Source organism: Streptomyces sp. NPDC033178, from assembly GCF_055577685.1.
Map to the genome: position 1 here is coordinate 613655 of NZ_JBVIPT010000003.1, position 23809 is coordinate 637463.

Annotated in this window: 20 protein-coding genes and 1 pseudogene; 4 read left to right on the plus strand and 17 right to left on the minus strand. The window is 70.9% G+C overall.

Annotation, left to right across the window (positions count from 1 at the left end; translation table 11 throughout):
* Position 1 precedes the first annotated feature (1 nt).
* The 13 genes from ACZ5VQ_RS10005 to ACZ5VQ_RS10065 form a co-directional block, all read right to left on the minus strand.
* On the minus strand, positions 2-1354 hold the full coding sequence (locus ACZ5VQ_RS10005; RefSeq protein WP_469104469.1) for a M20/M25/M40 family metallo-hydrolase: 1353 nt from the start codon (positions 1352-1354) through the stop codon (positions 2-4).
* Positions 1347-2183: a M55 family metallopeptidase gene (locus tag ACZ5VQ_RS10010; RefSeq protein ID WP_326758580.1), complete on the minus strand. Its 837-nt coding sequence runs from the start codon at positions 2181-2183 to the stop codon at positions 1347-1349. The genes ACZ5VQ_RS10005 and ACZ5VQ_RS10010 overlap by 8 nt, the downstream gene beginning before the upstream one ends.
* A 46-nt stretch (positions 2184-2229) precedes the next feature.
* Positions 2230-4050, minus strand: a complete 1821-nt coding sequence (locus ACZ5VQ_RS10015; protein WP_469104470.1) for an immune inhibitor A domain-containing protein — start codon at positions 4048-4050, stop codon at positions 2230-2232.
* Positions 4051-4141: 91 nt separating this feature from the next.
* Positions 4142-4819: a GntR family transcriptional regulator gene (locus ACZ5VQ_RS10020; RefSeq protein ID WP_469104471.1), complete on the minus strand. Its 678-nt coding sequence runs from the start codon at positions 4817-4819 to the stop codon at positions 4142-4144.
* Positions 4820-4906: 87 nt separating this feature from the next.
* Complete coding sequence (locus ACZ5VQ_RS10025) at positions 4907-5908, minus strand: proline racemase family protein (RefSeq protein ID WP_469104472.1); 1002 nt, start codon at positions 5906-5908, stop codon at positions 4907-4909.
* Positions 5909-6023: 115 nt separating this feature from the next.
* Positions 6024-6929, minus strand: coding sequence for a dihydrodipicolinate synthase family protein (locus ACZ5VQ_RS10030; protein ID WP_469104473.1), 906 nt, complete (start codon positions 6927-6929; stop codon positions 6024-6026).
* 50 nt (positions 6930-6979) lie between these two features.
* Complete coding sequence (locus ACZ5VQ_RS10035) at positions 6980-8404, minus strand: FAD-dependent oxidoreductase (RefSeq protein ID WP_469104474.1); 1425 nt, start codon at positions 8402-8404, stop codon at positions 6980-6982.
* Positions 8397-8705, minus strand: coding sequence for a (2Fe-2S)-binding protein (locus ACZ5VQ_RS10040; protein ID WP_362076927.1), 309 nt, complete (start codon positions 8703-8705; stop codon positions 8397-8399). Before ACZ5VQ_RS10040 ends, ACZ5VQ_RS10035 begins: the two co-directional genes overlap by 8 nt.
* On the minus strand, positions 8702-9880 hold the full coding sequence (locus ACZ5VQ_RS10045; protein WP_469104475.1) for an NAD(P)/FAD-dependent oxidoreductase: 1179 nt from the start codon (positions 9878-9880) through the stop codon (positions 8702-8704). Before ACZ5VQ_RS10045 ends, ACZ5VQ_RS10040 begins: the two co-directional genes overlap by 4 nt.
* A 195-nt stretch (positions 9881-10075) precedes the next feature.
* Complete coding sequence (locus ACZ5VQ_RS10050; RefSeq protein ID WP_469104476.1) at positions 10076-10798, minus strand: class I SAM-dependent methyltransferase; 723 nt, start codon at positions 10796-10798, stop codon at positions 10076-10078.
* Between the two features lie 202 nt (positions 10799-11000).
* Positions 11001-13448, minus strand: coding sequence for a SpoIIE family protein phosphatase (locus ACZ5VQ_RS10055; RefSeq protein ID WP_469104477.1), 2448 nt, complete (start codon positions 13446-13448; stop codon positions 11001-11003).
* Positions 13449-13666: 218 nt separating this feature from the next.
* On the minus strand, positions 13667-16063 hold the full coding sequence (locus ACZ5VQ_RS10060; RefSeq protein ID WP_469104478.1) for an MFS transporter: 2397 nt from the start codon (positions 16061-16063) through the stop codon (positions 13667-13669).
* 220 nt (positions 16064-16283) lie between these two features.
* A complete protein-coding gene (locus tag ACZ5VQ_RS10065; protein WP_362076942.1) occupies positions 16284-16727 on the minus strand; it encodes an SRPBCC family protein in 444 nt (147 codons plus the stop codon).
* 183 nt (positions 16728-16910) lie between these two features.
* Between ACZ5VQ_RS10065 and ACZ5VQ_RS10070 the strand changes: the two genes are divergently transcribed.
* The 4 genes from ACZ5VQ_RS10070 to ACZ5VQ_RS10085 all read left to right on the plus strand — a co-directional run bounded on the left by ACZ5VQ_RS10070 (position 16911) and on the right by ACZ5VQ_RS10085 (position 20921).
* Positions 16911-17945 carry an Rv2578c family radical SAM protein gene (locus tag ACZ5VQ_RS10070; RefSeq protein ID WP_469104479.1) on the plus strand — a complete coding sequence of 345 codons (1035 nt, stop codon included), beginning with the start codon at positions 16911-16913 and terminating at the stop codon, positions 17943-17945.
* A 327-nt stretch (positions 17946-18272) separates the two neighbouring features.
* Positions 18273-19811 carry an alpha/beta hydrolase gene (locus ACZ5VQ_RS10075; RefSeq protein WP_469104592.1) on the plus strand — a complete coding sequence of 513 codons (1539 nt, stop codon included), beginning with the start codon at positions 18273-18275 and terminating at the stop codon, positions 19809-19811.
* 66 nt (positions 19812-19877) lie between these two features.
* Positions 19878-20276, plus strand: coding sequence for a RidA family protein (locus ACZ5VQ_RS10080; protein ID WP_469104480.1), 399 nt, complete (start codon positions 19878-19880; stop codon positions 20274-20276).
* An 81-nt stretch (positions 20277-20357) separates the two neighbouring features.
* Positions 20358-20921, plus strand: coding sequence for a GNAT family N-acetyltransferase (locus tag ACZ5VQ_RS10085; RefSeq protein WP_469104481.1), 564 nt, complete (start codon positions 20358-20360; stop codon positions 20919-20921).
* 49 nt (positions 20922-20970) lie between these two features.
* Here ACZ5VQ_RS10085 and ACZ5VQ_RS10090 read toward each other — a convergent pair.
* From ACZ5VQ_RS10090 to ACZ5VQ_RS10105, 4 genes and pseudogenes are all read right to left on the minus strand, one after another.
* Positions 20971-21243: pseudogene (locus ACZ5VQ_RS10090) on the minus strand (sensor histidine kinase); the annotation flags it as partial.
* Between the two features lie 205 nt (positions 21244-21448).
* The gene (locus ACZ5VQ_RS10095; RefSeq protein ID WP_469104482.1) at positions 21449-22030 is read right to left on the minus strand and encodes an RNA-guided endonuclease InsQ/TnpB family protein; all 582 of its coding nucleotides are present in this window, start codon (positions 22028-22030) and stop codon (positions 21449-21451) included.
* Between the two features lie 10 nt (positions 22031-22040).
* Positions 22041-22490, minus strand: coding sequence for a hypothetical protein (locus ACZ5VQ_RS10100; protein ID WP_469104483.1), 450 nt, complete (start codon positions 22488-22490; stop codon positions 22041-22043).
* 391 nt (positions 22491-22881) lie between these two features.
* Positions 22882-23475 (minus strand): adenylosuccinate lyase, encoded by a 594-nt coding sequence (locus ACZ5VQ_RS10105; protein ID WP_469104484.1) that lies wholly within the window; start codon positions 23473-23475, stop codon positions 22882-22884.
* Positions 23476-23809: the final 334 nt, after the last annotated feature.

Genomic DNA, 23809 nt, shown 5'->3' on the forward strand with positions numbered 1-23809 from the left:
CCTAGGCCGTGCGCAGAAAGCGGTCGAGTACCCGGACGCCGAAGTGCAGCGCCTCGACGGGCACGCGTTCGTCGACCCCGTGGAAGAGGGCCTGGTAGTCGAAGCCCGGCGGGAGCTTGAGCGGCGCGAATCCGTATCCGGTGATGCCGAGGCGCGAGAACTGCTTGGCGTCCGTGCCGCCCGACATGCAGTACGGCACGACATGCCCCTCGGGCGCGAACTCCTCCACGGCGGCACGCATGTTGGCGTACGTCGTCGAGTCCACCGGTGCCTGCAGGGCCACCTCTCGGTGGTGGAACTCCCACTCCACGTCCGGACCGGTGAGCTGGTCAAGGGTCGCGCGGAACTCGTCCTCGGTGCCGGGCAGATAGCGTCCGTCCACGTAGGCGACGGCCTCCCCGGGGATGACGTTGACCTTGTAACCGGCGTTCAGCATGGTGGGGTTGGCGCTGTTGCGCACGGTGGCCTCGACGAGCGAGGCGGCAGGACCGAGCTTGTCCAGCAGGGCGTCCACATCGTCGAAGTCGGGCGCGATGCCGTACACCGCCGCCATCTCGGTGAGCGCGGCGCGGACCGTCGGGGTGATCCGTACGGGCCACTCGTGGGCGCCGATCCGCGCGATGGCGGCCGCCAGCCGGGTCACCGCGTTCTCCCCGTTCACCTTGGAGCCGTGACCGGCCCGGCCGCGTGCGGTGAGCTTCAGCCAGCCGGTGCCGCGCTCGCCCGCCGCGACGGGGTACAGCTCGCGGCCGGAGCCGTCGTGGAAGGTGAAGGCGCCGGACTCGCTGATGCCCTCGGTGCACCCCTCGAAGAGCCCCGGATGCTCGTCGGCGAGGAAGCCCGAGCCGTCCTCGGCGCTCGCCTCCTCGTCCGCGGTGAAGGCGATCACGAGGTCGCGCCGGGGGCGCACGCCCGCGCGGGCCCACTGCCGTACGACCGCGAGGATCATCGCGTCCATGTTCTTCATGTCGACCGCGCCCCGGCCCCAGACGACCCCGTCGCGGACCTCCCCGGAGAACGGGTGCACGCTCCAGTCCTCCGCCTGCGCCGGTACGACGTCCAGGTGACCGTGGACGAGCAGCGCGTCGGCGGACGGATCGGTGCCCTCCAGGCGCGCGACGACGTTCGCCCGCCCCTTCGTGCGCTCCAGGAGCGTCGGCTCCAGACCCGCCTCGGCGAGCAGCGCGGCCGCGTACTCGGCGGCCGGCCGCTCCTGGCAGTCACCGCCGCCGCGGTTGGTCGTGTCGATCCGGATGAGATCGGAGGTGAACCGGACGACCTCGTCCAGGGCCTGCCCGTCGACCGCCCCGTGCCTGGCCGTGTGCTCGTCGGTCGCGCTCCTGCTGTCAGCCATAGGTCTCCTCCACGGCGGCCGAGACGATCGTGGTGACCGCCTTGAAGGTACGAATCCCCTCGTACATGGTCGGGCTGGTGTACGCGACCTTCCGCTCCCCGACGCGCTCGACGCCCGGGACGACGGTGGCCGCCATCGCGAGGTGCTCGGCGTCGAACTCCAGGGCCACGGTGAACGGGCCGCCGTCCACGGGCTCGTGCCGCACCGCGAGCCGCGTGGCCTCCTTGGCGGCGGCACGGATGTCGGACGCCGTACGCGCCGGTGTGCGGCACACGGCCGCGTACCGCGAGACATGGTCCTTGACGGCGACCTTCAGCGCCTCGGGGGCGTAACCGAGCGCGTCCTCGCAGGCCACGTCGTCGCCCGTGACGAGGACGACGGGGACGCCGTACTCGGCGACGACATGCGCGTTGAGCAGGCCCTCGCTGGCCCGTACGTCGTTGATCCAGACGCCGGTGATCGAGTTGGCGAGGTAGGTGTGGGCGAGGACGCCCTCCATGCCCGCTCCCGCGTGGTAGCCGACGAAGGCGATGCCGTCGACGTCGCCGTGCTGCACGCCCTCCACCATGGACAGCGACTTGTGCCGCCCGGTGAGCATCTGCGCCCGTTCGTCCAGCTGCTCCAGGAGCAGGTTGCGCATGGTCCAGTGGGCCTCGTTGATGAGGACCTCGTCGGCGCCGCCGTCGAGGAAGCCGAGGACGGCCGCGTTCACGTCCGAGGTGAACATCGACCGGCACCGCTCCCACTGCGGTGTGCCCGGCAGTACGTCGGCCGGCCAGGTCACCCCGGTGGCGCCCTCCATGTCGGCGCTGATGAGGATCTTTGCCATGTTCCAGTTGTATCGCAGTCGGGAGGAGCCCCACAGGGGAGGGCGGTCAGCCGGACGAACCGACCGAAACCTTCACTCGGCCGTCGGGGTACTCCTTGTCCACGGTGATCGTGGTGCCGTCGGGTCCGGCGAGGACCGGGACACCCGGCCGGGAGGGGATCGTCGTCTCCACGCCGTTCTGGTGGAAGGTGAGCGGAAGGGTGGGCCGGCGGCCGAAGGGAGCGTCGTACGTCTGGAGGCGGCTCCGGATGACGGCCCCGGAGGTGTCCAGGGCGGGCTCGGCGTGTGCGTCGACCGGCAGGATCTGACCGTGGCCGCCGTTGGCCTTCGTCCTGTTGTCCCGATACTTGGTGTTCCAGTACCAGATCAGCGTGCCGCTCTCGTAGTGCAGCCGCTCCTTGAGCCGGGGCAGTGTGGAACGCCAACCCAGCTGGAACGGTCCGGACTTGAGGTAGGTGTCCTCGCCGACGTACTGCCGGTTCTCGACGACGTAGTAGCGCGCGTTGCCGTCCGCGTCCGCGGGGAGCTTCACCAGGAGGGCTTCCTTGCCCTGCGTGGAGGAGTGGACCGACAGCGGGTTCAGGACGACGGTCGAGGCCGTACCGGCCTGTGCGGTCGCATGGTCGAGCCAGCCGAGTCGCAGCTTGGCCCAGGCGCCCAGGTCGGCGGGATGGGCGGACAGTTCGGTCTCCTCCGAGAGCAGTGAGCCGTGCGACATGGCCGACCAGAAGCCGGTCGAGTTCTCGCCGCCGGAGGTGTCGTACAGATCGGGCAGACCCAGGTCGTGGCCGTATTCGTGGGCGAGCGTGCCAAGTCCCCTGTTCTCGTTGGTCATCGTGTAGTCGTTGACCCAGATGCCCGAGTCGCCGACCTGGCTGCCGCCGTCCCGGTTTCCGTTGGCGGGGCCCAACTTGCCCGCGCCGGACTGCAGATAGCTGACGCTGCCGCGGTGGGAGCCGATGGCATCGGTGCCGTTGACACCGCCGCCGTTGGCCTGCGACTCCCCCGCGAACGTCAGCATCACCCGGTCGAGATAACCGTCGGGTTCGTTGAAGATCCCGTCCCGGTCGTGGTCGTTGCGGTCCCATGTGTCGTACGTGGCAAGGTACTTGGCCAGTGAGGCGGCGGTCCGGCCCGTCGCGCGCTGGTCCTCGTACCAGCTGTTGAGGCCGTCGGTGACGAGCTGCTCGTTGCAGTAGTACGTCGAGATGGCCACGCCGTTCTTCCGGCAGGCGTCGGTGCCGTAGTGCGCGAGAGGGTGGTCGACTCGGGTCCAGTCGTGGACGGTGCCGGTGATCGAGTAGACGCCGCTGGACTGGCGTTGGAAGTACGACCTGAGGGTGTCGCCCGCGGTCTCGTCCGCCGTGCCGAAGATCTGCCGCTGGTAGTAGGCCCTGCTGTAGTCCCGCGTCCACACCGTGGCGTTGTCGGTGGCGCGGTCGGGCTCGGGGATCCGGTTGTGCGTGTAGTCGCTGAACTCCACCGGAAGCACGAAGATCCGGTCCGCGGTGCGGGCCGTCTCCGCGTACGAGCCCTGGCGGTACTCGATGCGCTGCGAGGAACCGCGTGTCTCGGCCGTCGCCTGTCCGGCGGCGACCTTGGCGAGGGCCAGGGCCCGGGCGCGCTGGGTCCGCTCGCCCCTCCTGCTGAGCAGATCGTGGTCGGGGGCCTCCGCGGCGGCTTCGGTCTCGGGGGAGGCGACCGCGGCGGAGGCGCCCGGGGCGTGGACGACCGGCGCGGCTACGGCGACAGCAGCGACGGCCGCGACCAGGGATCCGCGCAGGCGCGGGGATCTGTGGAGGAGCGCGGATCTGTCGGGGAGCGCGGATCTGTGGAGGAGCGGAGACCTGCGGATGCGCTTGCTCAACGTGCGTCCTTCTCGCGGCTGCCGGGGCGCACTCAGGAGAGCATGGAGGTGCGGACGAGGCGGGTTGCCCGGCAGCGTGTCGCCGCCGAGGTCACTCCGCCGCCCACAACCCCCGTACGTGTCCGAGGTGACGGGTCATGACGGCCCGTACCGCCTCCTCGTCGCGGGCGATGAGCGCGTCGAGGATGTCCAGGTGCTCGGCGGCGGAGGCCTCCAGGCGGCCCGCCTTCACCAGCGCGTGCAGGCCGTAGAGGCGGGATCGCTTGCGGAGGTCGCTGACCACCTCGACCAGGTGTTCGTTGCCCGCGAGGGCGAGCAGGCCCAGGTGGAAGCGCATGTCCGCCTCGACGTGCGCGATGAGGTCACCGGTGGCGGCCGCGGTGACACTCTCCTGGGCGGCCGGGCGCAGTGCCTCCAGGGCTGCGGGGTCGGCGGTGGCGGCGAGCGAGGCGGTCGTGGGGATCTCGATGAGCGAGCGGATGTGCGTGTACTCGTCGAGCTGCTTCTCGGACACGGCGGTGACCCGGAAGCCCTTGTTCGGCACGGTGTCGACCAGGCCCTCCTTGGTGAGGTCGAGCATGGCCTCGCGGACGGGTGTGGCCGAGACACCGAAGCGGGTGGCGAGGCCCGGTGCGGAGTACACCTCGCCCGGACGCAGTTCCCCCGCGATGAGGGCGGCCCGCAACGCGTCCGCGACTCGCTCGCGGTAGCTGGGCTTCTTGCCGCCCAGCGTGGGCAGGGCGGGGGCGCTGGCGCGCTGGGCGGGCATCCGGGGGTCTCCTTGGAACGGGCGGTGCGTGAGGTGGAGCGGGCGGTGCGTGTGGTCGGGCGGGAATCTCGCGCGGTTCCGGGGGCTTCAGAGGACGAAGCCCGCCGGGAACGGGTCGCTGGGGTCGAGCAGATACTGGGCGGTGCCGGTCACCCAGGCACGCCCGGTGAAGCTTGGCAGGACCGCCGGGATCCCGGCGACCTCGGCGGTGTCGAGAAGCCGGCCGGTGAAGTAGGTACCGATGAAGGACTCGTTCAAGAACTCGGTGTTCAGGGGGAGTTCGCCGCGGGCGTGCAGCTGCGCCATGCGCGCGGAGGTGCCCGTACCGCAGGGTGAGCGGTCGAACCAGCCGGGGTGGATGGCCATCGCGTGCCGCGAGTGCCGGGCCGTCGAGCCCGGGGCGGTGAGCTGCACATGATGGCAGCCCCGGATGGACGGGTCCTCGGGGTGGACGGGCTCCCCCTCGGCGTTGACGGCGTCCATCAGCGAGAGCCCGGCCGCGAGGATGTCGTCCTTGCGGGCCCGGTCGAAGGGCAGCCCGAACCGGTCGAGCGGCAGGATCGCGTAGAAGTTGCCGCCGTACGCCAGGTCGTAGGTCACCGTCCGCCCGTCGGCGAGCTCGATCTTGCGGTCCAGGGCGACGGAGAAGGACGGCACGTTGTTGAGCGTGACCGCCTTCGCGGCGCCGTCCTCCACCGCCACCTCGGCGACGACTAGCCCCGCCGGGGTGTCGAGGCGGATGGTGGTCACCGGTTCGACGACCTCGACCATGCCGGTCTCCACGAGGACGGTCGCGACCCCGATGGTCCCGTGCCCGCACATCGGGAGATAGCCCGACACCTCGATGTAGATGACGCCGTAGTCGCAGTCGGGACGGGTCGGCGGCTGGAGGATCGCGCCGCTCATCGCCGAGTGACCGCGCGGCTCGTTCATGAGCAACTGCTTGATGTCGTCGCGGTGTTCACGGAAGTGGAGCCGTCGCTCGTTCATGGTCGCGCCCGGGACCGTGCCGATGCCTCCGGTGATCACACGGGTCGGCATGCCCTCGGTGTGCGAGTCGACGGCGTGCAGGACTAGTTTGCTGCGCATGGGTCTCCCTGAGGGTGAGGTCTCCCGCGAGTTCGCGATGGCCGGTGTACCGCCAGGCCGTGCCACGCCGCCCGGTGCATCACCGCCGGTGCATCGCCGGTGTGGTGGGACAGGCTCAGGCGAGCCCGGCCGCGACGGCCCTCTCGGTGGCCTCGCGCACGGCCTGCTCCTGCTCGGGAAGGAGCGGCACGCGCGGCGCCCGTACCGGACCGCCGTGCCGCCCCACGATGTCCATCGACAACTTGATGGCCTGCACGAACTCGGTCTTCGAGTCCCAGCGCAGCAAGGGGTGCAGCTGGCGGTAGAGCTTGCCCGCGGTGTCCAGGTCTCCCGCGACGGCGGCGCGGTACAGCGCGACGGACGCGGAGGGCAGTGCGTTCGGGTAACCGGCCACCCAGCCCTTGGCTCCCGCGACCGCCAGTTCCAGCAGCACGTCGTCGGCGCCGATCAACAGGTCGAGTTCCGGGGCGAGTTCGGCGATGCGGTAGGCACGGCGTACGTCGCCGGAGAACTCCTTTACCCCGTGGATGTGCCCCTCGCCGTGCAGCTTCGCCAGCAGCTCGGGCACGAGGTCGACCTTGGTGTCGATGGGGTTGTTGTACGCGACGATCGGCACGCCGGCCTTCGCGACCTCCGCGTAGTGGGCGAGGACCGAGCGCTCGTCGGCGCGGTAGGCGTTCGGGGGCAGCAGCATCACGGAGGCGCAGCCGGCGTCGCGTGCCTGCTCGGCCCAACGACGGGCCTCGGCGGATCCGTACGCGGCCACGCCCGGCATCACGCGCTGCCCGCCGATCGCGGCCACGGCGGTCTCCACGACCTTGGCCCGCTCCTCCGGGGTGAGCACCTGGTATTCCCCGAGCGAGCCGTTCGGTACGACCCCGTCGCAGCCGTTCTCGACGAGCCACGTGCAGTGCTCCGCGTACTTGCCGAGGTTGACGGAGAGGTCGTCGTTGAGCGGGAGGGCGGTGGCGACGAGGACGCCGCGCCAGGGCCGGTTGTCGGTGACGTTGTCGTCGGTCATGAGGGGTCCCATCCGGTTTCGGTAGACGGTTTTCGGTGGAGGGTGACGTGTCATGAGGGTTCGCCGGGCTCGCGAGCGAGCACCCCGAGGGGCACCGGCCGGGCGAACGGCCGTCGGGAGGGTGTCTCCGGACAGCGCGCGAGCCCCGCGACCGCCGGGCCGCACATCCGCCCCTGGCACCAGCCCATCCCGGCCCGGGTCAGCAGTTTCACGGTGCGTACGTCCCCGGCGCCGAGCTCGTCGACGGCCTCCCGGACCGCGGAGGCGGGCACCTCCTCGCACCGGCACACGACGGTGTCGTCGGTGACCTGCTCGGCCCAATGGGCGGGCGGGGCACAGACGGTGTCGACGGCGGCGAAGAACTCCCGCAGCCCGGCACGCGCCTTGGCTGCCGAGGCGTACGAACTGCGCTCGGGCGTACGAGAGTTGAGTCGCGCCGCGATGGACAGTCCGGCGATCCGGCCCTCGGCCGACGCGAGCACTGCGCCGCCGATCCCGGTGGTCTCGCCGGCGGCCCAGACGCCGGGCACGTCGGTGCGCTGTTCGTCGTCCACGGCGACGTCGACCCCGTCGAGACGGCAGCCGAGTGTTTCGGCGAGATCGGTGTGCGGGAGCATGCCGTGGCCGACGGCGAGGGTGTCGCAGGGGATGCGCCGCCCGGTTCCCGGCCGGACCCGCCCGTCACCGTCGAGGGCAGCGACGGTGACGGCTTCGAGCCGCCCGGTACCGTGCGCGGCGACGACCGTGCTGCGGACCCGGGTTCTGACCCGGTGACGTGCCAACTCGGCCGCGTACCGGGCGCCTTCGGCGAGTTTCGCGGGATGGGCCGCGAGCACGCGGGCCTGCCGGGCGAGGTTGCGGGGGTCGGCGGACTCCACGAGGGCCGCGACCCTCGCCCCGGCCGAGGCGAGACCGACGGCCACGGGCAGCAGCAACGGCCCGGTCCCGGCCACCACGGCGGTACGCCCCGGCAGCACGAGCCCGCCCTTGAGCATGGCCTGCGCCCCACCCGCGGTGACCACTCCGGGGAGGGTCCAGCCGGGAAAGGGGAGCACCTTCTCGTACCCACCGGTGGCGAGCAGCACGGCGTCCGCGTGAACGGTGACGGGCTCTTCCTGCTCGGGCCCGAGCAGAGCGTGGACGGTGAAGGAGCCTCGGCCGGTGTCATCGACAGTGGAGGCGCCGGACTGCCGCTCCACGAACCACACATGATGATCCGTCAGGTGGGTGACGCGGCCCGCGTCGATGTGCGCCGCGAGTCCGTCCCGAAGCCGTTCCCAGGTACGCCACTGGTGATGCAGGGCCTGCGGACGGCGGGCCCCCAGCCCCGGAGCGGTCTGGCGGTAGAACTGACCGCCCGCCTGCGGGGCGGAGTCGACCAGGGTCACCCGCACACCGCGAGCGGCGGCGGCGAGGGCTGCCGTGAGTCCGGCGGGGCCGGCGCCGATCACCGCGAGGCGCCGTCGTTCAGTCATGGTGACCGGTCCCTTCCTGCGTGCGGATCACGTCCCCGGCCTCGGCCCGGACCAGACAAGCCCGTTGGTTCACCCGCCCGTTGACGCTCACCAGACAGTCGAAGCACACCCCGATGCCGCAGAAGACACCGCGCGGCTCGCCGCTCCCCCGTGTCGTACGCCAGGACGTGATGCCTGCCGACCAGAGCGCGGCGGCGACCGTCTGACCGGGCAGGACGGCGATCTCCCGGCCGTCGAAGGTGACGGTGAAGGCGGGCCCGGGCCGGGCGTCGACCAGGTCGAGCGGAGTGCGGGGCGTCACGGAGCCTCCTGGTTCACCGGATCCGGAAAGCGGTCGGGGCGGAATGGCGCGAGGTCCAGATCGGGGGCCTTGTCCGCCAGCACCTGCGCGATCAAGTGGCCCGTCCCGGTGGCGAGTCCGATGCCCGCGCCCTCGTGCCCGCACGCGTGGAAGAGTCCGGGCACACGCGCGTCCGGCCCGATGGCGGGCAGGTGGTCGGGCATGTACGGACGGAAGCCGAGGTAGGAGCGCATGGCCCTGACCTCCGCCAGGAAGGGGAACAGCCGGGTCGCTCCCGCCGCGAGCGCCCGGGCGACGGGCAGGGAGAAGGAGCGGTCGAAGCCGACCCGTTCCCGGCTGGCCCCGATCAGTACCGGTCCCGCCGCCGTGCCCTCGACCACGGGGGAGGTCTGCAGCGCGGCCGAGTCACTGGCCACGTCGGCCACGTAGTCGGCGGCGTACACCTTGTGCCGCACCCGGCGGGGCAGCGGCTCGGTGACCAGGACGAAGCCGCGCCGGGGCAGCACGGGCAGTGACACGCCGGCCATTGCGGCCAGCTCCCCGCCCCAGGTCCCGGCGGCGTTGAGGACGGCGGGCGCGTGGACGTCACCATGCGATGTACGGACTCCACGCACCGCCCCCGCCGCCGTGCGCAGCACCTCCGTGACCGTCCAGCCGATCCGCAGCGAGGCACCGGCCGCGCGGGCGAGCCGTACGAGATGGGCGGCGGCCAGTGTCGGCATCACCTGGGCGTCCTGCGGATAGAGGACCCCGCCCGCGAGCCCCTTCGCCAAGCAGGGCTCCAGATCGTGGAGTTCACCGGCGGCGACGGACACGGCCTCGACACCGGCTGAGCGCTGCCCGACGGCAAACCGCTCCAGCGTCGCGAGCCCCTCAGGTGCGGACGCCACGACGACCCCGCCCTTGGCCTCGTACTCGACGGCCCCGGCCACTCCCGTCCCGGCGGCAAGATCGGACCACAACCGCCCGGAGAGCAGGGCGAGTTCGAGCTCGGGCCCCGGTTCCTTGTCCGAGACGAGCAGATTCCCCTCACCCGCCCCGGTCGTACCCCCGGCCACCGGCCCCCGGTCCACCAGTACGACACTCAGCCCCGCCCGAACCGCGTACAGAGCACTGGCCGCCCCGACCATCCCGGCCCCGACGACCACAACATCGCAGGTCAGCGACTTGGTCACGCCAGTACTATGTCACATACCTCTGTATCGGCCAAGGGTGCGCCGACTTGCCTTCAGCACGCGTCGCGACGCTCCGCCCCGATCACCGGCGCCCGTTCAGGCGTGCGGCAACCTGCGCCCCGACAGGGGCGCGGGGAACTGCGCGACCAGCCCCCACGCACCCGCACCAAACACCCGACGCGCAGCCCCCGACTGTCAGCCGCGCCCCACCACAACCCACTTCGACGGCAACTCGATCCGCGTCCCGTCCGCCAGGAACTCGGTCGTCGCAAGCGGCAACTCCCCACTCGCCAGAACGACAAGCCCAGCAGCCCGCAGATACTCGGGCACGGCGGCGTCAGCCACCTCCCCCGGCGCGATCCCGTGCCGAAACACGGGCGCCAGCTTGGCCGGCGGCCCATCGGGCCCCTGCGCAAGCCCTCGCAGGATCACCCCCGCCGCCTCCGCGAGCTCGACGACGAAGGCACGCCCCCGGTCACCCACAAGCGTGGCGAGCCCGTCCACCAGCGGCTGCCGGTCATCCCGTTCGCACTGATGCAGAACACCCCGCATATACACGTTCGCGTCACCGAGCTCCGCATGCAGCGTCTCCGCCTCGACCTTCTCGGCCGCGTCGAACAGCCGGTAGGAGGCCTGCGCCGCCGGGTCCGCGAGCCGGGCGTGGTCGAGGGCGGCAGCCGACAGATCGGCACCGATGACATGCGGATAACGGTCGGCGAGGAACCGGGTCTGGGTCCCGTTGCCGCACCCGAGGTCCATGAGGGGCAGGCCGGGAGCCGCCAGGTGCGGTTCGAACAGCGCGAGGTGGATCCCGGCCGTCACCGCGGGCTCGGCGTCCCAGAAGACGGCCCCCTGCTCACCGGGAGCCTCACGCCAGAAGCCCTCCCAGGCCTCTCTGTACCGAGTCGTCACACTCATGAAAGCTCCCCAGGACGCGACCGCGGACCGCCGAAAAGTGACGGGCAGTCCGGTTTATCGCGCCCGGAGTGAAGCGACAAGCACGCGGCGCACACCTTCACTGCTCATTCGACAGCCGCACGCCGATGTGCGCCCCTCGTGCCCCTCGCTCCCCAGGAACCGGCACTCACCAGGAACCAGCGGCGGGGCAGGACCGAGAGAGCTATCGGCGTGGCAAGGTCAGCTCGAACCACACCGTCTTGCCGGAGCTCGTCCGGCTGGTCCCCCACTCCCGCGCCAGCGTGCTGACGACACGCATCCCGCGCCCGGACTCGTCGAGCGGGCGCGCGCTGAGCAGCGTGGGCAGGGTGTGGTCGTCGTCGTCCACCTCGCACAGCAGCGTCTCGCCCCGGACGAGCCGCAGCTCGATGGGCCGGCTGTGGGAGTGCCGCACGGCGTTGGTGACGAGCTCGCTGACCATCAACTCGGTGGGATCGACAAGGGAGTTCAGCCCCCACACGTGAAGCTGTTCGCGGACCACCGCACGCGCCCTGCCGACCTCCATCCGGTCGTGGCCGATCCGCCACCGGGCGACGTCCTCGGGCTCGATCCCGTTGAGCCGGGCCATCAGGAGCGCCACGTCGTCCTTGCGGCCGCCGCGGGTGTTGAGGGCGCGGATGATGGTGTCGCAGGCGTCGTCCATGGAGGCGGCCGGGTGCGCGGCGGACTCGCAGAGCGTGGCGAGTCCGACACCGATGTCCTCACCGCGGACCTCGACCAGGCCGTCGGTGCACATCACGAGCCGGTCGCCCGGCGCCACCGGCACCCGTACGGACTCGAAGGGCACCCCGCCGACGCCGATGGGCGCACCCGTCGGCAGGTCGAGCAGATCGCTGCGGCCGTCCTCGGCGCGGACCAACACCGGTGGGATGTGGCCCGCGTTGGCTATCTGCAGCTCGCTCCTGATGGGGTCGTACACCGCGTACAGGCAGGTCGCGAGGTAGTGCTCGCCGAGGCGCTGCGCCAAGTCGTCGAGGTTGCGCAGGAGTTGGGCGGGCGGCAGATCGAGAGCCGCCATGGTCTGGACGGCGGTGCGCAACTGGCCCATCATCGCGGCCGAGTTGAGCCCGTGCCCCATGACGTCGCCGACGACGAGCGCGGTCCGTGACCCGGGCAGTTTGACCGAGTCGAACCAGTCGCCGCCGACCCGCCCCAGCAGCGTGCCCGGCAGATAACGGGTCGCGATGTCGCAGCCCGCCATGCGCGGCGCGATGTGCGGCAGCATGCTGTCCTGGAGGGTCTCGGCGACGCTCTCCTGGTACGTGTACATCCGGGCGTTGTCGAGTACGAGCCCGGCGCGGGCGGCGAGTTCGGCGCCGGTGACGCGGTCCATGTCGTTGAACTCGACGCGCTCCGGGTGGCGCAGCAGGATCATGAAGCCGAGGACCACGTTGCGGGCTTTGAGGGGCACGACCAGCATGGAGCGGCCCGTGATGAGGGGCCGGATGTCGCGCTTCTCGAACTGCGCGGCGATCATGTGCCCCATCTGCTCGCTGATGCGGGGCACCAGGACGGGGTCGCCGGTGGTCATGCACTGGAAGAACGGGGTGTGTGCCGGGAACGGCATAGCCTCGCCGACGGGCACGACATCGTCCCAGCGGCCCGGCTCGTCGGTGTGCTCCACGGCGACCCGGTGCCACATGGTGGTCGTGTCGGGCACGCCCTCGGGGAAGCCCTCACCCGCGACGACCTGTTCGCGGAGATAGGTGCCTGCCACGTCGGTGAATCGCGGGACCACGGCCCGGCTGACCTCGACGATGGTGCGGGACAGGTCGAGCGAGGTGCCGATCCGCCCGCTGACCTCGTTCAGGAATTCCAGGCGCTCGCGGACGGCGGCGTATTCGAGATCTTCGCCCTCATCCTCCACGCCCTGCGGCAGGGGTGCGCCGGATGCGACCGCCGCGGCGGCCCGCTCCTGGCGGGCCTTGCGCTCGGCGCGCCGGGGCATGCCCCAGTCGGGGGTGACGGGCACCCGGTCGTTCTGGCTGAACTCCAGGACGGGATAACCCAGTTCGAGGACCTGGGCGACGATGCGGGCGCTTTCTCCGACGCTCATGCTGGGGAGGATCTCGGGCAGCCTGCGGGCCAGTTCCTCGGCGCCGGGGAAGTCGGTGTGCAGCGCGAACCCTGGTGCGATGCGCTCCACGGCCAGCCCCGCGCCGGTGTTCTCGTGGCGCAGCCCGCCCGCGTCGGCGGCGAGCACGAGCAGCCGCTCGGGCCCCGGCCCCACCAGCGGATACGCCCACCACAGCACATCGATCCGGTCACTGTCGGGCGCCGACAACCGCGCACGCCCCGCTGCCGGGTAGGACAGCCGCCCGTCGAGGGACGACTCCAGGTCGGGTCCGAGGCCGTCGTACGGCGAGTACGCCCCGTAGGGAGCGACCTCGTCGTCATCGGGCAGGGCACCGGACACGGGCAGCAGATCGACTGCGGGCCGTCCGACCGCCTCGTCCTTGGCGGCTCCGAACAGCCGCCGGGCGCCCCGGCTCCAGTGCGAGACCAGACCCTCACGGTCGACGACCACGACTGCCAACGGAATCCGGCCCGCCGCGACCCCGTTACCGCCCGCACGGCCGTGAGCTGTGCCCCTCTCGGTGCCACGGTCCATGGCCCAGGCCCTCTCTCCCCACGGTCCGCAAGATCTGTACCGTCACAACCACGGTACGTCCGCGCCTGGTTGCCATGTGTGGCATTGAGGGAAATAACTCCGGCGCACACCAGCGCCCAGTCAGGGGCGCGGGGCAGTGACACTGCGCGGCTCCGCCGCATGGGCGCGACCAGCCCAGTACGCCCCGCGGCCGACAACGAACCCTCAGGCCACGGTCTTCAGTCCTCGTGCCCCAACTGAAGATCCCGCTCGGTCCGCCCGCCCCCGGCCACCTGCAGAACGGTGGCCACCGGCGGGTACCCCGCGGCGATCACCGTGTACTCCCCCGAAGAAAGATCAACGAACCGGAACGTTCCGTCACCTCCGGTGGTCAACGTGTCCACCACGTTCCCCGCGGCGTCCAGCAGCGTCACCCGCGCATCCTCGACGAGCCGTCCCCCACTGGCCCGTACGGTCCCCCGGAGCACCGCCCCGCCCGCGAGCTCGACATCCTGGCGAGCCTCCCGGGCGGCCTGCACGCTCACCGGCAGGGCGGCGGGCCGAAAGGCCGGCGCACTCGCGGCCAACGTGTACTCCCCCGCCACCAACTCCGTGATGACGTAACCCCCTTCACGCCCGCTGCGTGTCGTGGCGACCACCTCGCCGTGCACGTTGGTGAGCGTGACGGTCGCGTCCCGTACGGGCGTCCCGTCCGCCGTCACCACGCTCCCGGCCAGCCGTCCGGCGCCGCCGAGGACGACGTCCAGCTCGACCGGCCGCTCCCCGACGGTGACGCTGACGGCCTGCGGCTGATGCCCGCCGGCCGCGGCGATGAGGACGTACGACCCCGCGCCGGGCGTGGACAGCGCGTACCGTCCGTCGTCCCCGCTCGCGCCCCGTCCGATCTGTTGTCCCGCGACGTCGATGAGGGTGAGCGCGGCGCGGGGCACGACGGTGCCGTCGGGGTGCTGGACGGTGCCGCAGACGGGCACTCCGGCAGCGTAGGACGAACGGGCCGACGGGACGGAGGGGTTGAAGGGCGCGGCGGTCTCGGGGGCGGTGGGGGTGTGGTGGGACACCAGCGGTTTCTCCTTGAGGAAGAAGGCGACGAGCAGGCCCAGGACGAGCACCGGCACGAGGTAGAGGAAGATCCGCGGCATGGCGTCGGCGTAGGCCGCGATGTAGCCGTCGCGAAGCTCGGCGGGCAGTGCGTGGACGAGCTGCGGGGTGATGGACTCGGGGTCGGGCAGGCCGGCCCCGGTGGGCAGCCGTTCGGCGAGGGAGTCGGCGAGCCGGTCGGCGAAGAGCGTGCCGAAGATCGCGGCGCCGACGCTGCCGCCGATCTGCCGGAAGTAGTTGTTGGCGCTGGTCGCGGTGCCGAGGTCGCGGGGTTCCACGGAGTTCTGCACGGCGAGGATCAGTACGGGCATGATCAGGCCGATCCCGGCGCCGAGTACGGCCATCCAGACGCTGTAGTGCAGCCGGGGCGTGCCGACGTCGAGCCGTGACAGGAGCCACATGCCGAGGACGGACAGGGCGCCGCCGAGGATCGGGTAGATCTTGTAATGGCCGCTGTGGCTGATGAGTTGGCCCGAGACGACCGAGGCGCCGACGATGCCTGCCATCATCGGGAGCATGAGCAGGCCGGACTCGGTTGCGGTGGCGCCGTCGACCATCTGCAGGTACGTGGGCAGATAGCTGGCCGCTCCGAAGAGGGCGACCCCGACGATCACGCCCACCAGGGCGGTGACGTTGAAGACCCCGTCGCGGAACAACCGCAGGGGCATGAGGGGTTCGACCGCGAAGTGCTCGACGACGAGGAACAGGGTCGTCGCGGCGACGGCTCCCGCGCCGAGTCCGAGAATGACGCGCGAGTCCCACGCGTACTCCGTTCCGCCCCAACTGGTCAGCAGGACCAGGCAGGTGGAGGCGGCGGCGAGCAGCAGGGCACCGAGGACGTCGAGGCGGCGCCGGGTGGTCGGCTTGGGCAGTTTGAGCACGACGGCGACGACGACGAGCGTGACCAGGCCGAAGGGCACGTTGATGTAGAAGCACCAGCGCCAGGAGAGGTGGTCGGTGAAGTAGCCGCCGAGCAGCGGCCCCGCGACCGACGCGAGGCCGAAGGCGGCGCCGATCAGGCCCATGAAGCGGCCGCGTTCCCGGGGCGGCACGATGTCCGCGATGATCGCCTGCACGCCGATCATGAGTCCGCCGGCGCCGACGCCCTGGAGTGCGCGGAAGGCGATCAACTGGTCCATGGTGCGCGACCATCCGGCCAGCGCGGAGCCGATCACGAAGACGACGATCGCGAACTGGAAGACGCCCTTGCGGCCGTAGAGGTCGCCGAACTTGCCGTAGACGGGCAGTCCGACGGTGGCCGTGAGCAGATACGCGGTGATAGCCCAGGACATCCTGTCCAGGCCGTGCAACTCACCGACGATCTTCGGGAGGGCGGTGGCGACGATCATCTGCTCCAGCGCGGCGAGCAGCAGCGCCAGCATCAGCGCGCAGAACACCATCCGCACGCGGCCCGGGCTGAGCGCCTCGAACTGCGGTGGTTCCGGCGGCCCTTGGGGCGTGTCAGGTGCCGGGGTCGAAACGCCGCGTTCGCCCGCCGCCAGAGTCGTCCCGCCCACGTGCTGCTCCCCTCGTCGCGCCTGCGCGGCCCATTTCTCGCATTACGCGACAACTGGGAGCAAGCGCGACGAGTCGCCCGTCAGTGGAGCTCAACAGGCGTAACCGCCGGTGGGAGCCCTACGGCGTACGACGGAGCCATACCGAAAACCACTCGAAACGGTGAGCGTGAGAATCGCCCGGCCGAGCGCGTCCACGCGCTCACCGGGACGGCCCCGAGAGCTACTTCTCGACCTCGGTGGCGAGCTTCGCCAGCACCTCGTCGTAGATCCGCCCGAGACCCTTGGGCGCGAAGGTCTTCTCGAAGAAGCCGCCGATGCCGCCGGCGCCGTTCCACACCGAGGTCACGACGACCCGGGACCTGCCCTCGCCGGCCGGGGTGACCCGCCAGGTGGTCACCATCGAGGAGTTGCGGTCCTTCTCGACGAGCTCGCCGTCGGTCGGCTCGCTCACCTCAAGAAGGCAGTCGCGGACGCGCTTGCTCGTGGCCTGGAGCTTCCAGTGGACGAGGCTGCCCTCGCCGTCACCGCCCTCGCGCACCTCGTACTCGCTGAAGTGCTCGCTCAGGAGCTTCGCACGCGTGCCGGTGTAGTCGGCCAGCGCATCGAACACGTCGTCCGGCTGAGCCGCTACGACTCGCTCAGTGGTGGCCTCGACCTGCGCCATTGCGTTCCTCCAGCACTCGGGATCTCGGGGGTCAGCGCTCAGCCAACCATCAGGCGGCCGAGCCGCCCAAATCGGGGTCCCCTCAAGGCCCGGAGCCTTGGACGCCACGCCCGTCGAAAGTGAGTTCGCACGATCAAGGGAACATGTGTTCTATTCTGTGTCCAGTGCTACCGAGGAGGCGTCATGCGCTGGGAGAACCTCACAGTGGAGTCCGGCGGCAACCTGCCGAGGGACGCCGCGCTGTTCGGCGCGGACGCGGTGACCACACGTACGTTCGACACCCCGGAGTTCCGTGGAATCACGTTCCACGAGATCCGGGCCAAGTCGATCGTGAACCGGGTGCCGGGCGCCTCGCGCATGCCCTTCGAGTGGACGGTCAACCCCTATCGGGGGTGCACGCACGCGTGTGTCTACTGTTTCGCCCGCAAGACCCACAGCTATCTGGACCTCGACACGGGCCTCGGCTTCGACAGCCAGATCGTGGTGAAGGTGAACGCCCCTGATCTGCTGCGGCGGCATCTCGGCTCGCGGCGCTGGCTCGGCGATCACATAGCGATGGGCACGAACGTGGACTGCTACCAGCGCGCCGAGGGCCGCTACCAGCTGATGCCCGGCATCATCGCGGCCCTGCGCGACCACGCGAACCCCTTCTCGATCCTCACCAAGGGCACGCTGATCCTGCGTGACCTCGACCTCCTGAAGCAGGCGGCCGCGGTGACCGAGGTCGGGATCTCCGTCTCGGTGGGCTTCACCGACCACGAGCTGTGGCGGACCGTGGAGCCGGGCACGCCGGCCCCCGAGCGCCGCCTCGACGCCGTCCGCACGCTGAGCGAGCACGGCATCGACTGCGGGGTCCTGATGGCCCCGGTGATCCCCTTCCTGGGCGACGACCCGTCCCAGCTGCGCGCGACGGTACGGGCGATCGCGGCATCCGGCGCGACCTCGGTCACGCCGCTCGTGCTGCATCTGCGGCCGGGGGCGCGCGAGTGGTTCATGAGCTGGTTGGCACACCACCACCCGTATCTGGTGCGCCGTTACGAGCGGCTGTACGCGGAGGGCGCCTACGCCCCGAAGTGGTACCAGCGCCGGATCACCCGTCAGGTCCATGAACTGGCCGAGGAGTACGGGATAGGTCCCACGCGCGCGGAGATGCCGCGCAGGATCCCGGCACCCGCCGAACCGGCCGTCCCGGAGCCGACCCAGCTCACCCTTCTCTGACCGGCACCGGCACACGACGCCGGCACCCGCTCCGACCAGCGCGTCTCAGCTGCATCCGGGCGCATCGCGCGGGCCGATCGGGTCAAACTCTTGTCGGAATCACTTCTTCCGGGCGGCCGCTCCGGGACGATACGGCGAAGGCCGTGGCGTGCACGGCCCACAACCTCCGTCCTGGGAGGTCCGATGCTGCATCTCCCCGGGGGACAACCCCCGGACCCGCGGCCCGAGGATCAGGCCAGAATCCCTGCCCGGAACATCCATGCGAGGCAATTCATCGTGAACCGACGCGCAGTTGCTCTGTGCGGTGCCGCTGCCGTGGTGGCCGGAATGATCACCGCGATCCCGGCCGGCGCGAGCGCGGACTCCGCGACCGCACCGCGCACCACGCTCTCCGCCGACCAGGCGAAGCTCACCTGGAAGAAGTGCGGCACCACCTCCTATCCGACGCTCCAGTGCGCATCCCTGAAGGTGCCGCTCGACCACGCGAACCCGCACGGCGAGCGCATCACGCTCGCGCTGTCACGGGTCCCGCACACCGCGAAGAAGTCCCAGGGACCGCTCCTGGTGAACCCGGGCGGCCCCGGCGGCAGCGGTCTCACGCTCGCCGGGTTCGTCGCGGCCACGCTGCCGAAGGCGGTTGCCTCGCAGTACGACGTCATCGGCTTCGACCCGCGCGGCGTCGGCGCCAGCAAGCCCGCCCCGAACTGCAGGCCGGGGCACTTCAAGCCCGTACGCCCCGACTCGGTGCCGAGCACCCCCGCCCTGGAAAAGGCCAACCTCGACCGGGTCAAGGCCTTCGCGAAGGCGTGCGGCACGAAGTACGGCAAGCTGCTGCCGTACCTCGACACCGTGAGCGCGGTCCAGGACATGGACGCGATCCGGCACGCGCTCGGCGCCAAGAAGATCAACTACTTCGGGTACTCGTACGGCACCTACCTGGGCGCCGTCTACGCGAAGCTCCACCCGGACCGCGTACGGCGCATGGTGCTCGACTCCATCGTCGACCCCACCGGTGTCTGGTACGAGGACAACCTCGCGCAGGACTACGCCTTCAACGACCGTCACCGGGCCTTCATGGCCTGGGTCGCCAAGAACAACGCGAAGTACGGGCTCGGCACCGATCCGGAGAAGATCGAGGCCAAGTGGTACGCGATGAGGGCGGCGCTGGCGAAGAAGCCCGCGGACAAGAGGGTGGGCGCCTCCGAACTGGAGGACACGTTCGTCCCCGGCGGCTACTACAACGGCTACTGGCCGTATCTCGCCGAGGCGTTCGCGGCCTTCGTGAACGACAAGAACGACGACCCGCTGATCGAGGCGTACGAGAACTTCGGTGCCGTCGACCCCGCGGGCGACAACAGCTACAGCATCTACACCTCGGTGCAGTGCCGTGACGCGTCCTGGCCGCGCGACTGGGAGGAGTGGCGCGAGGACAACTGGGAGGTGTACGAGAAGGCGCCCTTCATGACCTGGAGCAACGCCTGGTACAACGCGCCGTGCGCGTTCTGGCCGACGGACTCCCTTGAGCCCGTGGACGTCTCCAACGACTCGGTGCCGCCGGTGCTGCTGTTCCAGGCGACGGACGACGCGGCCACCCCGTACGAGGGCGGTGTCATGGTCCATCATCTGCTGGGCGACTCCAGCCTGGTGGTCGAGCAGGGTGGCGGCAACCACGGCGTCACGCTGAGCGGCAACGCCTGCCTGGACAAGCATCTGGCCACGTATCTGGCCGACGGCAGGGTGCCGCGCAGTGGCGGTGAGGTCGACGCGGTGTGCAAGCCGCTGCCCGACCCGTCACCGCTGAGCAAGAAGGCCTCGGGCTCGTCGCGCGGCGCGACGCTGCACGGGCTGCTCGGATTCCGGGGCTGAGCCCCGGCAGGTGAGCGGCGGCGGCCCGTCGGGGGCGTTGTCAGTGGCGTGGTGCACGATGGATCCATGGCCGAACTGACGCGCATCTCCGCCCCCGACGGGGTCGCCCCCGCCGCCGCGTACACCCACGTCGTCATGGGCACGGGCCGCTTCGTGGCGGTCTCGGGCCAGCTCGCGCTCGACGAGGACGGCAAGCTCGTCGGGGAGGGCGACCCGGCGGCACAGGCCCGTCAGGTCTTCGAGAATCTGCGGCGCTGTCTCGCCTCGGCGGGGGCAGGCTTCGACGACGTGATCAAACTGACCTTCTTCGTCACGGACATGGCGTACATGCCGGCCGTCCGCGCCGCCCGGGACGAGCACATATCCGCGGACCGCCTCCCGGCCGCCTCGGCCGTGCAGGTCGCCGCCCTGGTGAGCCCGGAGTTCCTGATGGAGATCGAGGCGTTCGCGCTGCTGCCGGAGTGAGCCACGGGTGTCTCCCGGGGCGGTCCACGGGCCCGCCGGAATTCACGGGACCCCTCGCCCACGGCCGCCTAGGGTGCCGCCATGGACGAACGCCCCCGCTCCCCCTCTCCCGCCCTTCCTCCTGCCCTTCACGTGCGCGAGATGGCCCTGGCCGACTGTCCCCGCGTGGCCGAGATCCGCGTCCGCGGCTGGCAGACGGCGTACAGGGGGATGATGCCGCAGACGTACCTCGACGGGCTCGATCCGGCGGAGGACGTCGGGCGTCTGCGGGCCCGCTTCGAGCAGGCCGGTCAGGGCGTGGTGAGCCTGGTCGCGGAGTGGGACGGCGACGTCGTCGGCTGGGCGTGCCACGGCCCGTACCGGGACGGTGAAGTCCGCACCGAGGAAGCCGAGTTGTACGCCATCTACGTTGATTCGGACCGGCTCGCGCGCGGTGTGGGCCGCGCCCTGCTTCGGGAGTCCGTCGCCCGTTGCACGGCCGCGGGGCACGGCCGGATGCTGCTGTGGGTGCTCCAGGAGAACACGAGCGCGCGCCGCTTCTACGAGAAGGCCGGCTTCGCACCGGACGGCGCGGAGGAGCCCTTCGAGGTGGAGGGCGTCGAGGTGCCGGAGGTGCGTTACGCCCGTGTGCTGGGGGGCTCCTGAGGGAGGCTCACGTTCTGGGGCTCACGTTCTGGGATTCTTGCTCTGAGGCTCACGTCCTGGGGTCATTTCCTGGGGTCATGTCCTGGGGCTCACGTCGTCGGGCTCGCGTCGTCCTCGGGGCAAGCTCACGCAGAACACGGGCGCCGTTCGGCCGGCCGGGTTCGTACCAGGCGTCGCCGCCGTTCGCGCGGGCCAGGCTGCGGGCGATCCACAGGCCGAGACCGGTGCCCTCGGTGGCCGCCGCCGTGGCGGGGTCGCGGCGGTAGCGCTCGAAAAGGTGCGGGACGAAGGACTCGGGCACACCGGGACCGTGGTCCGCGACGGCAGTTCGATGCGTCCGCCGGTGGCGCGCGCCGTGATCTCCACGGGCTCCCGGCCGTAGGCGAGGGCGTTCTCCAGATAGTTGGTCACCTTCTTGGCCGTGAACGGCCGAGCTTGTGCACTCGGTCGTTCACACCTTGTCGCGCTCCCGACTGCCCCCTACGACGGGACGGTCACGGGTCGCATCTCCTCACGGTCCGGCCTGTTCAGGCCGGTGCGGGGACGGGTGTGGTGACGAACACCCACGCCGAGCGTGCACGGTTGCGCACGTTGACCCCAGCGACGACATCGGCAGGCCCAGCGAGGCCGCACCGACGACAGGAAAAATGGTCCCGGGCGGGCCGGTTGGCCCGCTCGGCGTGCCCGCAGCGCGGGCAGCGCTGCGAGGTGTAGGCCGGATCCACCTCCAGGAACGGCACCCCGGCCCGGCGGGCCTTGTGGGCGAGATGCTGTCCGAGCTGATGGAACGGCCAGGAGGAGAGCGTGGCCCGCTGGTCGCGACGAAGCCGTACCCGCTCGCGGATCCCGTCGAGCTGCTCGACTGCGATCCCACGACCGGTGCGTTTGGCGACGGACACGATCTCCTTGCTGATCCGATGGTTCACATCCGTGGCATGACGCTGCTCCTTCTTCGCACGAGCACCCAGACGGCGGGTGGCCGAACGGGTGCGCCTGGCCTGGAGTTCGGCACGTTTGCGGGCCTGCCAGCGCCGGTAACGGTTCAGACGGCGGCCCTGGTAATTGCTGCCGTCGCTGGTGGTTGCGAGGTTGACGATGCCCCGGTCCACACCGATCCAGTCAGCCGGCTCGTAGACCTCCGGATCGGGCAGGTCGCAGGTCGCAGGTCGCGATCAGAAACCACTTCCCGCCCCGCCGGACCAGGTCACTCTCGCCCCTGCGGTACTCGGCCAGGGTCTTGAGCTGGTCCGGTGAGCCGGTGTAGCGAATGCCCCGCATCCGCCCGCCCACCGTCCAGATCGACACCGTGCGCGCGTCCGTCTGCCAGGACAGGCACCGGTCGTCGAACGGCTGCGCGGCCTCCGGCCGGAAGCCGACCGGCGAACCGACGGCGCTGCGGTACCGCTTGGACCCCGGACCGCGCAGCCACCCGGCTTTCAGGCCGGCCCCGAGCGCACTGTAGGCGTCCACGACCTTCTTCACCACCCGCACCGCGGGCTGCGCCGACAGCCCGAACGTGGCATTGATCTCCGCGTAGACCAGCTTCTGCAGACCGTTGCGATCCTTCACCCCCGACCCGAACGCAACCTGCGAGACGTGGTCGGCGGCCCGGTTGAGAGGGCCGTTCGCCCCGACTGGGGGATGTCCGCCTCCGGGCCCACTGCCTACCGTGCGGAACGTGCGCCCTCCCACGACAACGGTCCGAGCCGTTGCCGAGCGACTCCCGAATCCCGATGCCGCGTCCAGCCGGGCGGTCGCACGAACTGGGGCCGCCGGGGAGCAGGACCCGGGCCAGATGCGCGGAGATGACGGCAGGTCGGATCCCGCGACGTTCGTCCGCCTGCCGGTCGCCGGTCTCCCGCCGGGCGAACCCCCGGCGACCCCGCCTTCTCCAGGGGCACTCGGCACCCCTCTGTTCTCAAGGTTCACAAGGCACCCCACCGTGAACGCCCATCGACGCCTATTCGCGTGGCGAGCGCTGTGCCGGCAGCCTCTTCAGCGCACCGGCCGCCGCCTGGGCCAGCGGCGGATGGGCGAGGGCCTCGTTCAGGACGGGGCGGGCCCGTTCGTCGCCCAGGGCGCCGAGGCCGTCCACGCACGCGATGGCGACACGGCGGTACGGGTCGTGCGGACGGAACCTGCGGGCCAGGGTCGTGATCAACGCGGGTACGGACTCGGGAGCACGCAGTTCGACCAGGAGCCGCACCGGATGGAGTGCGTAGGCGACGCGCAGTTCGTTGGTGGCAAGGGCGGCCGCCGCGCGGGCCGTGCGCGGGTCGCCGAGCCGGGCCAGGGCGTGCGCCGCGGACGCGCAGCGCTGCGGGTCGCGGTGGTTGAGCAGCAGGACGAGTGCCTCGAAGGCCCGCCGGTCCCCGGCGAGCCCGAGCCTGAACGCCGCCAACTCCCTTGCCCAGAGCCGCTGTTCGGGTGCGATGAGCACATCGGCCAGTTCGTCGAGGTCGTCGGTCGAGGCCAGCCGTTCGTACGAGTACGAGGCAGCGGCGCCCGCCTCGTGCCGTAAGCGCTGGGTGAGCGATCGCAACTCTTCGTCCATATCGCCGAAGCCTATCGGCGACGTACGTCACATTCACCGGGGACTGGCGCGCTCGTTACCCACGAGTTAAGCTCAATCGAGCGAGTTACCCACTCGCTGACTTGCTCGTGGTGGCCTGGTGACGCAGCCGCCGCGGGTGCTGGTCGGTTCGGTACTTCACGTACCTCAGTACGACACGGCTCCGGGACAGGGCCGGTCGGGTCTTTCTCACCGTTTCGTGGGATCGCGATTTCGCCCACTCACGGCGCCGGGCCTGTGCGCTTTCGTCGCCCGGCATCACCCGCAACCTCCGCACCGTGTGCGCCTGTTGGCGTATCCGGGTGCGTCCCTCAGT

Coding starts and splice junctions, on each gene's coding strand:
- ACZ5VQ_RS10055 (WP_469104477.1), bottom strand. CDS start 13,448: ATGGACCGTGGCACCGAGAGGGGCACAGCTCACGGCCGTGCGGGCGGT.
- ACZ5VQ_RS10020 (WP_469104471.1), bottom strand. CDS start 4,819: ATGCCCGCCCAGCGCGCCAGCGCCCCCGCCCTGCCCACGCTGGGCGGC.
- ACZ5VQ_RS10085 (WP_469104481.1), top strand. CDS start 20,358: ATGGACGAACGCCCCCGCTCCCCCTCTCCCGCCCTTCCTCCTGCCCTT.
- ACZ5VQ_RS10010 (WP_326758580.1), bottom strand. CDS start 2,183: ATGGCAAAGATCCTCATCAGCGCCGACATGGAGGGCGCCACCGGGGTG.
- ACZ5VQ_RS10005 (WP_469104469.1), bottom strand. CDS start 1,354: ATGGCTGACAGCAGGAGCGCGACCGACGAGCACACGGCCAGGCACGGG.
- ACZ5VQ_RS10105 (WP_469104484.1), bottom strand. CDS start 23,475: ATGGACGAAGAGTTGCGATCGCTCACCCAGCGCTTACGGCACGAGGCG.
- ACZ5VQ_RS10075 (WP_469104592.1), top strand. CDS start 18,273: ATGATCACCGCGATCCCGGCCGGCGCGAGCGCGGACTCCGCGACCGCA.
- ACZ5VQ_RS10080 (WP_469104480.1), top strand. CDS start 19,878: ATGGCCGAACTGACGCGCATCTCCGCCCCCGACGGGGTCGCCCCCGCC.
- ACZ5VQ_RS10030 (WP_469104473.1), bottom strand. CDS start 6,929: ATGACCGACGACAACGTCACCGACAACCGGCCCTGGCGCGGCGTCCTC.
- ACZ5VQ_RS10025 (WP_469104472.1), bottom strand. CDS start 5,908: ATGCGCAGCAAACTAGTCCTGCACGCCGTCGACTCGCACACCGAGGGC.
- ACZ5VQ_RS10070 (WP_469104479.1), top strand. CDS start 16,911: ATGCGCTGGGAGAACCTCACAGTGGAGTCCGGCGGCAACCTGCCGAGG.
- ACZ5VQ_RS10065 (WP_362076942.1), bottom strand. CDS start 16,727: ATGGCGCAGGTCGAGGCCACCACTGAGCGAGTCGTAGCGGCTCAGCCG.
- ACZ5VQ_RS10050 (WP_469104476.1), bottom strand. CDS start 10,798: ATGAGTGTGACGACTCGGTACAGAGAGGCCTGGGAGGGCTTCTGGCGT.
- ACZ5VQ_RS10035 (WP_469104474.1), bottom strand. CDS start 8,404: ATGACTGAACGACGGCGCCTCGCGGTGATCGGCGCCGGCCCCGCCGGA.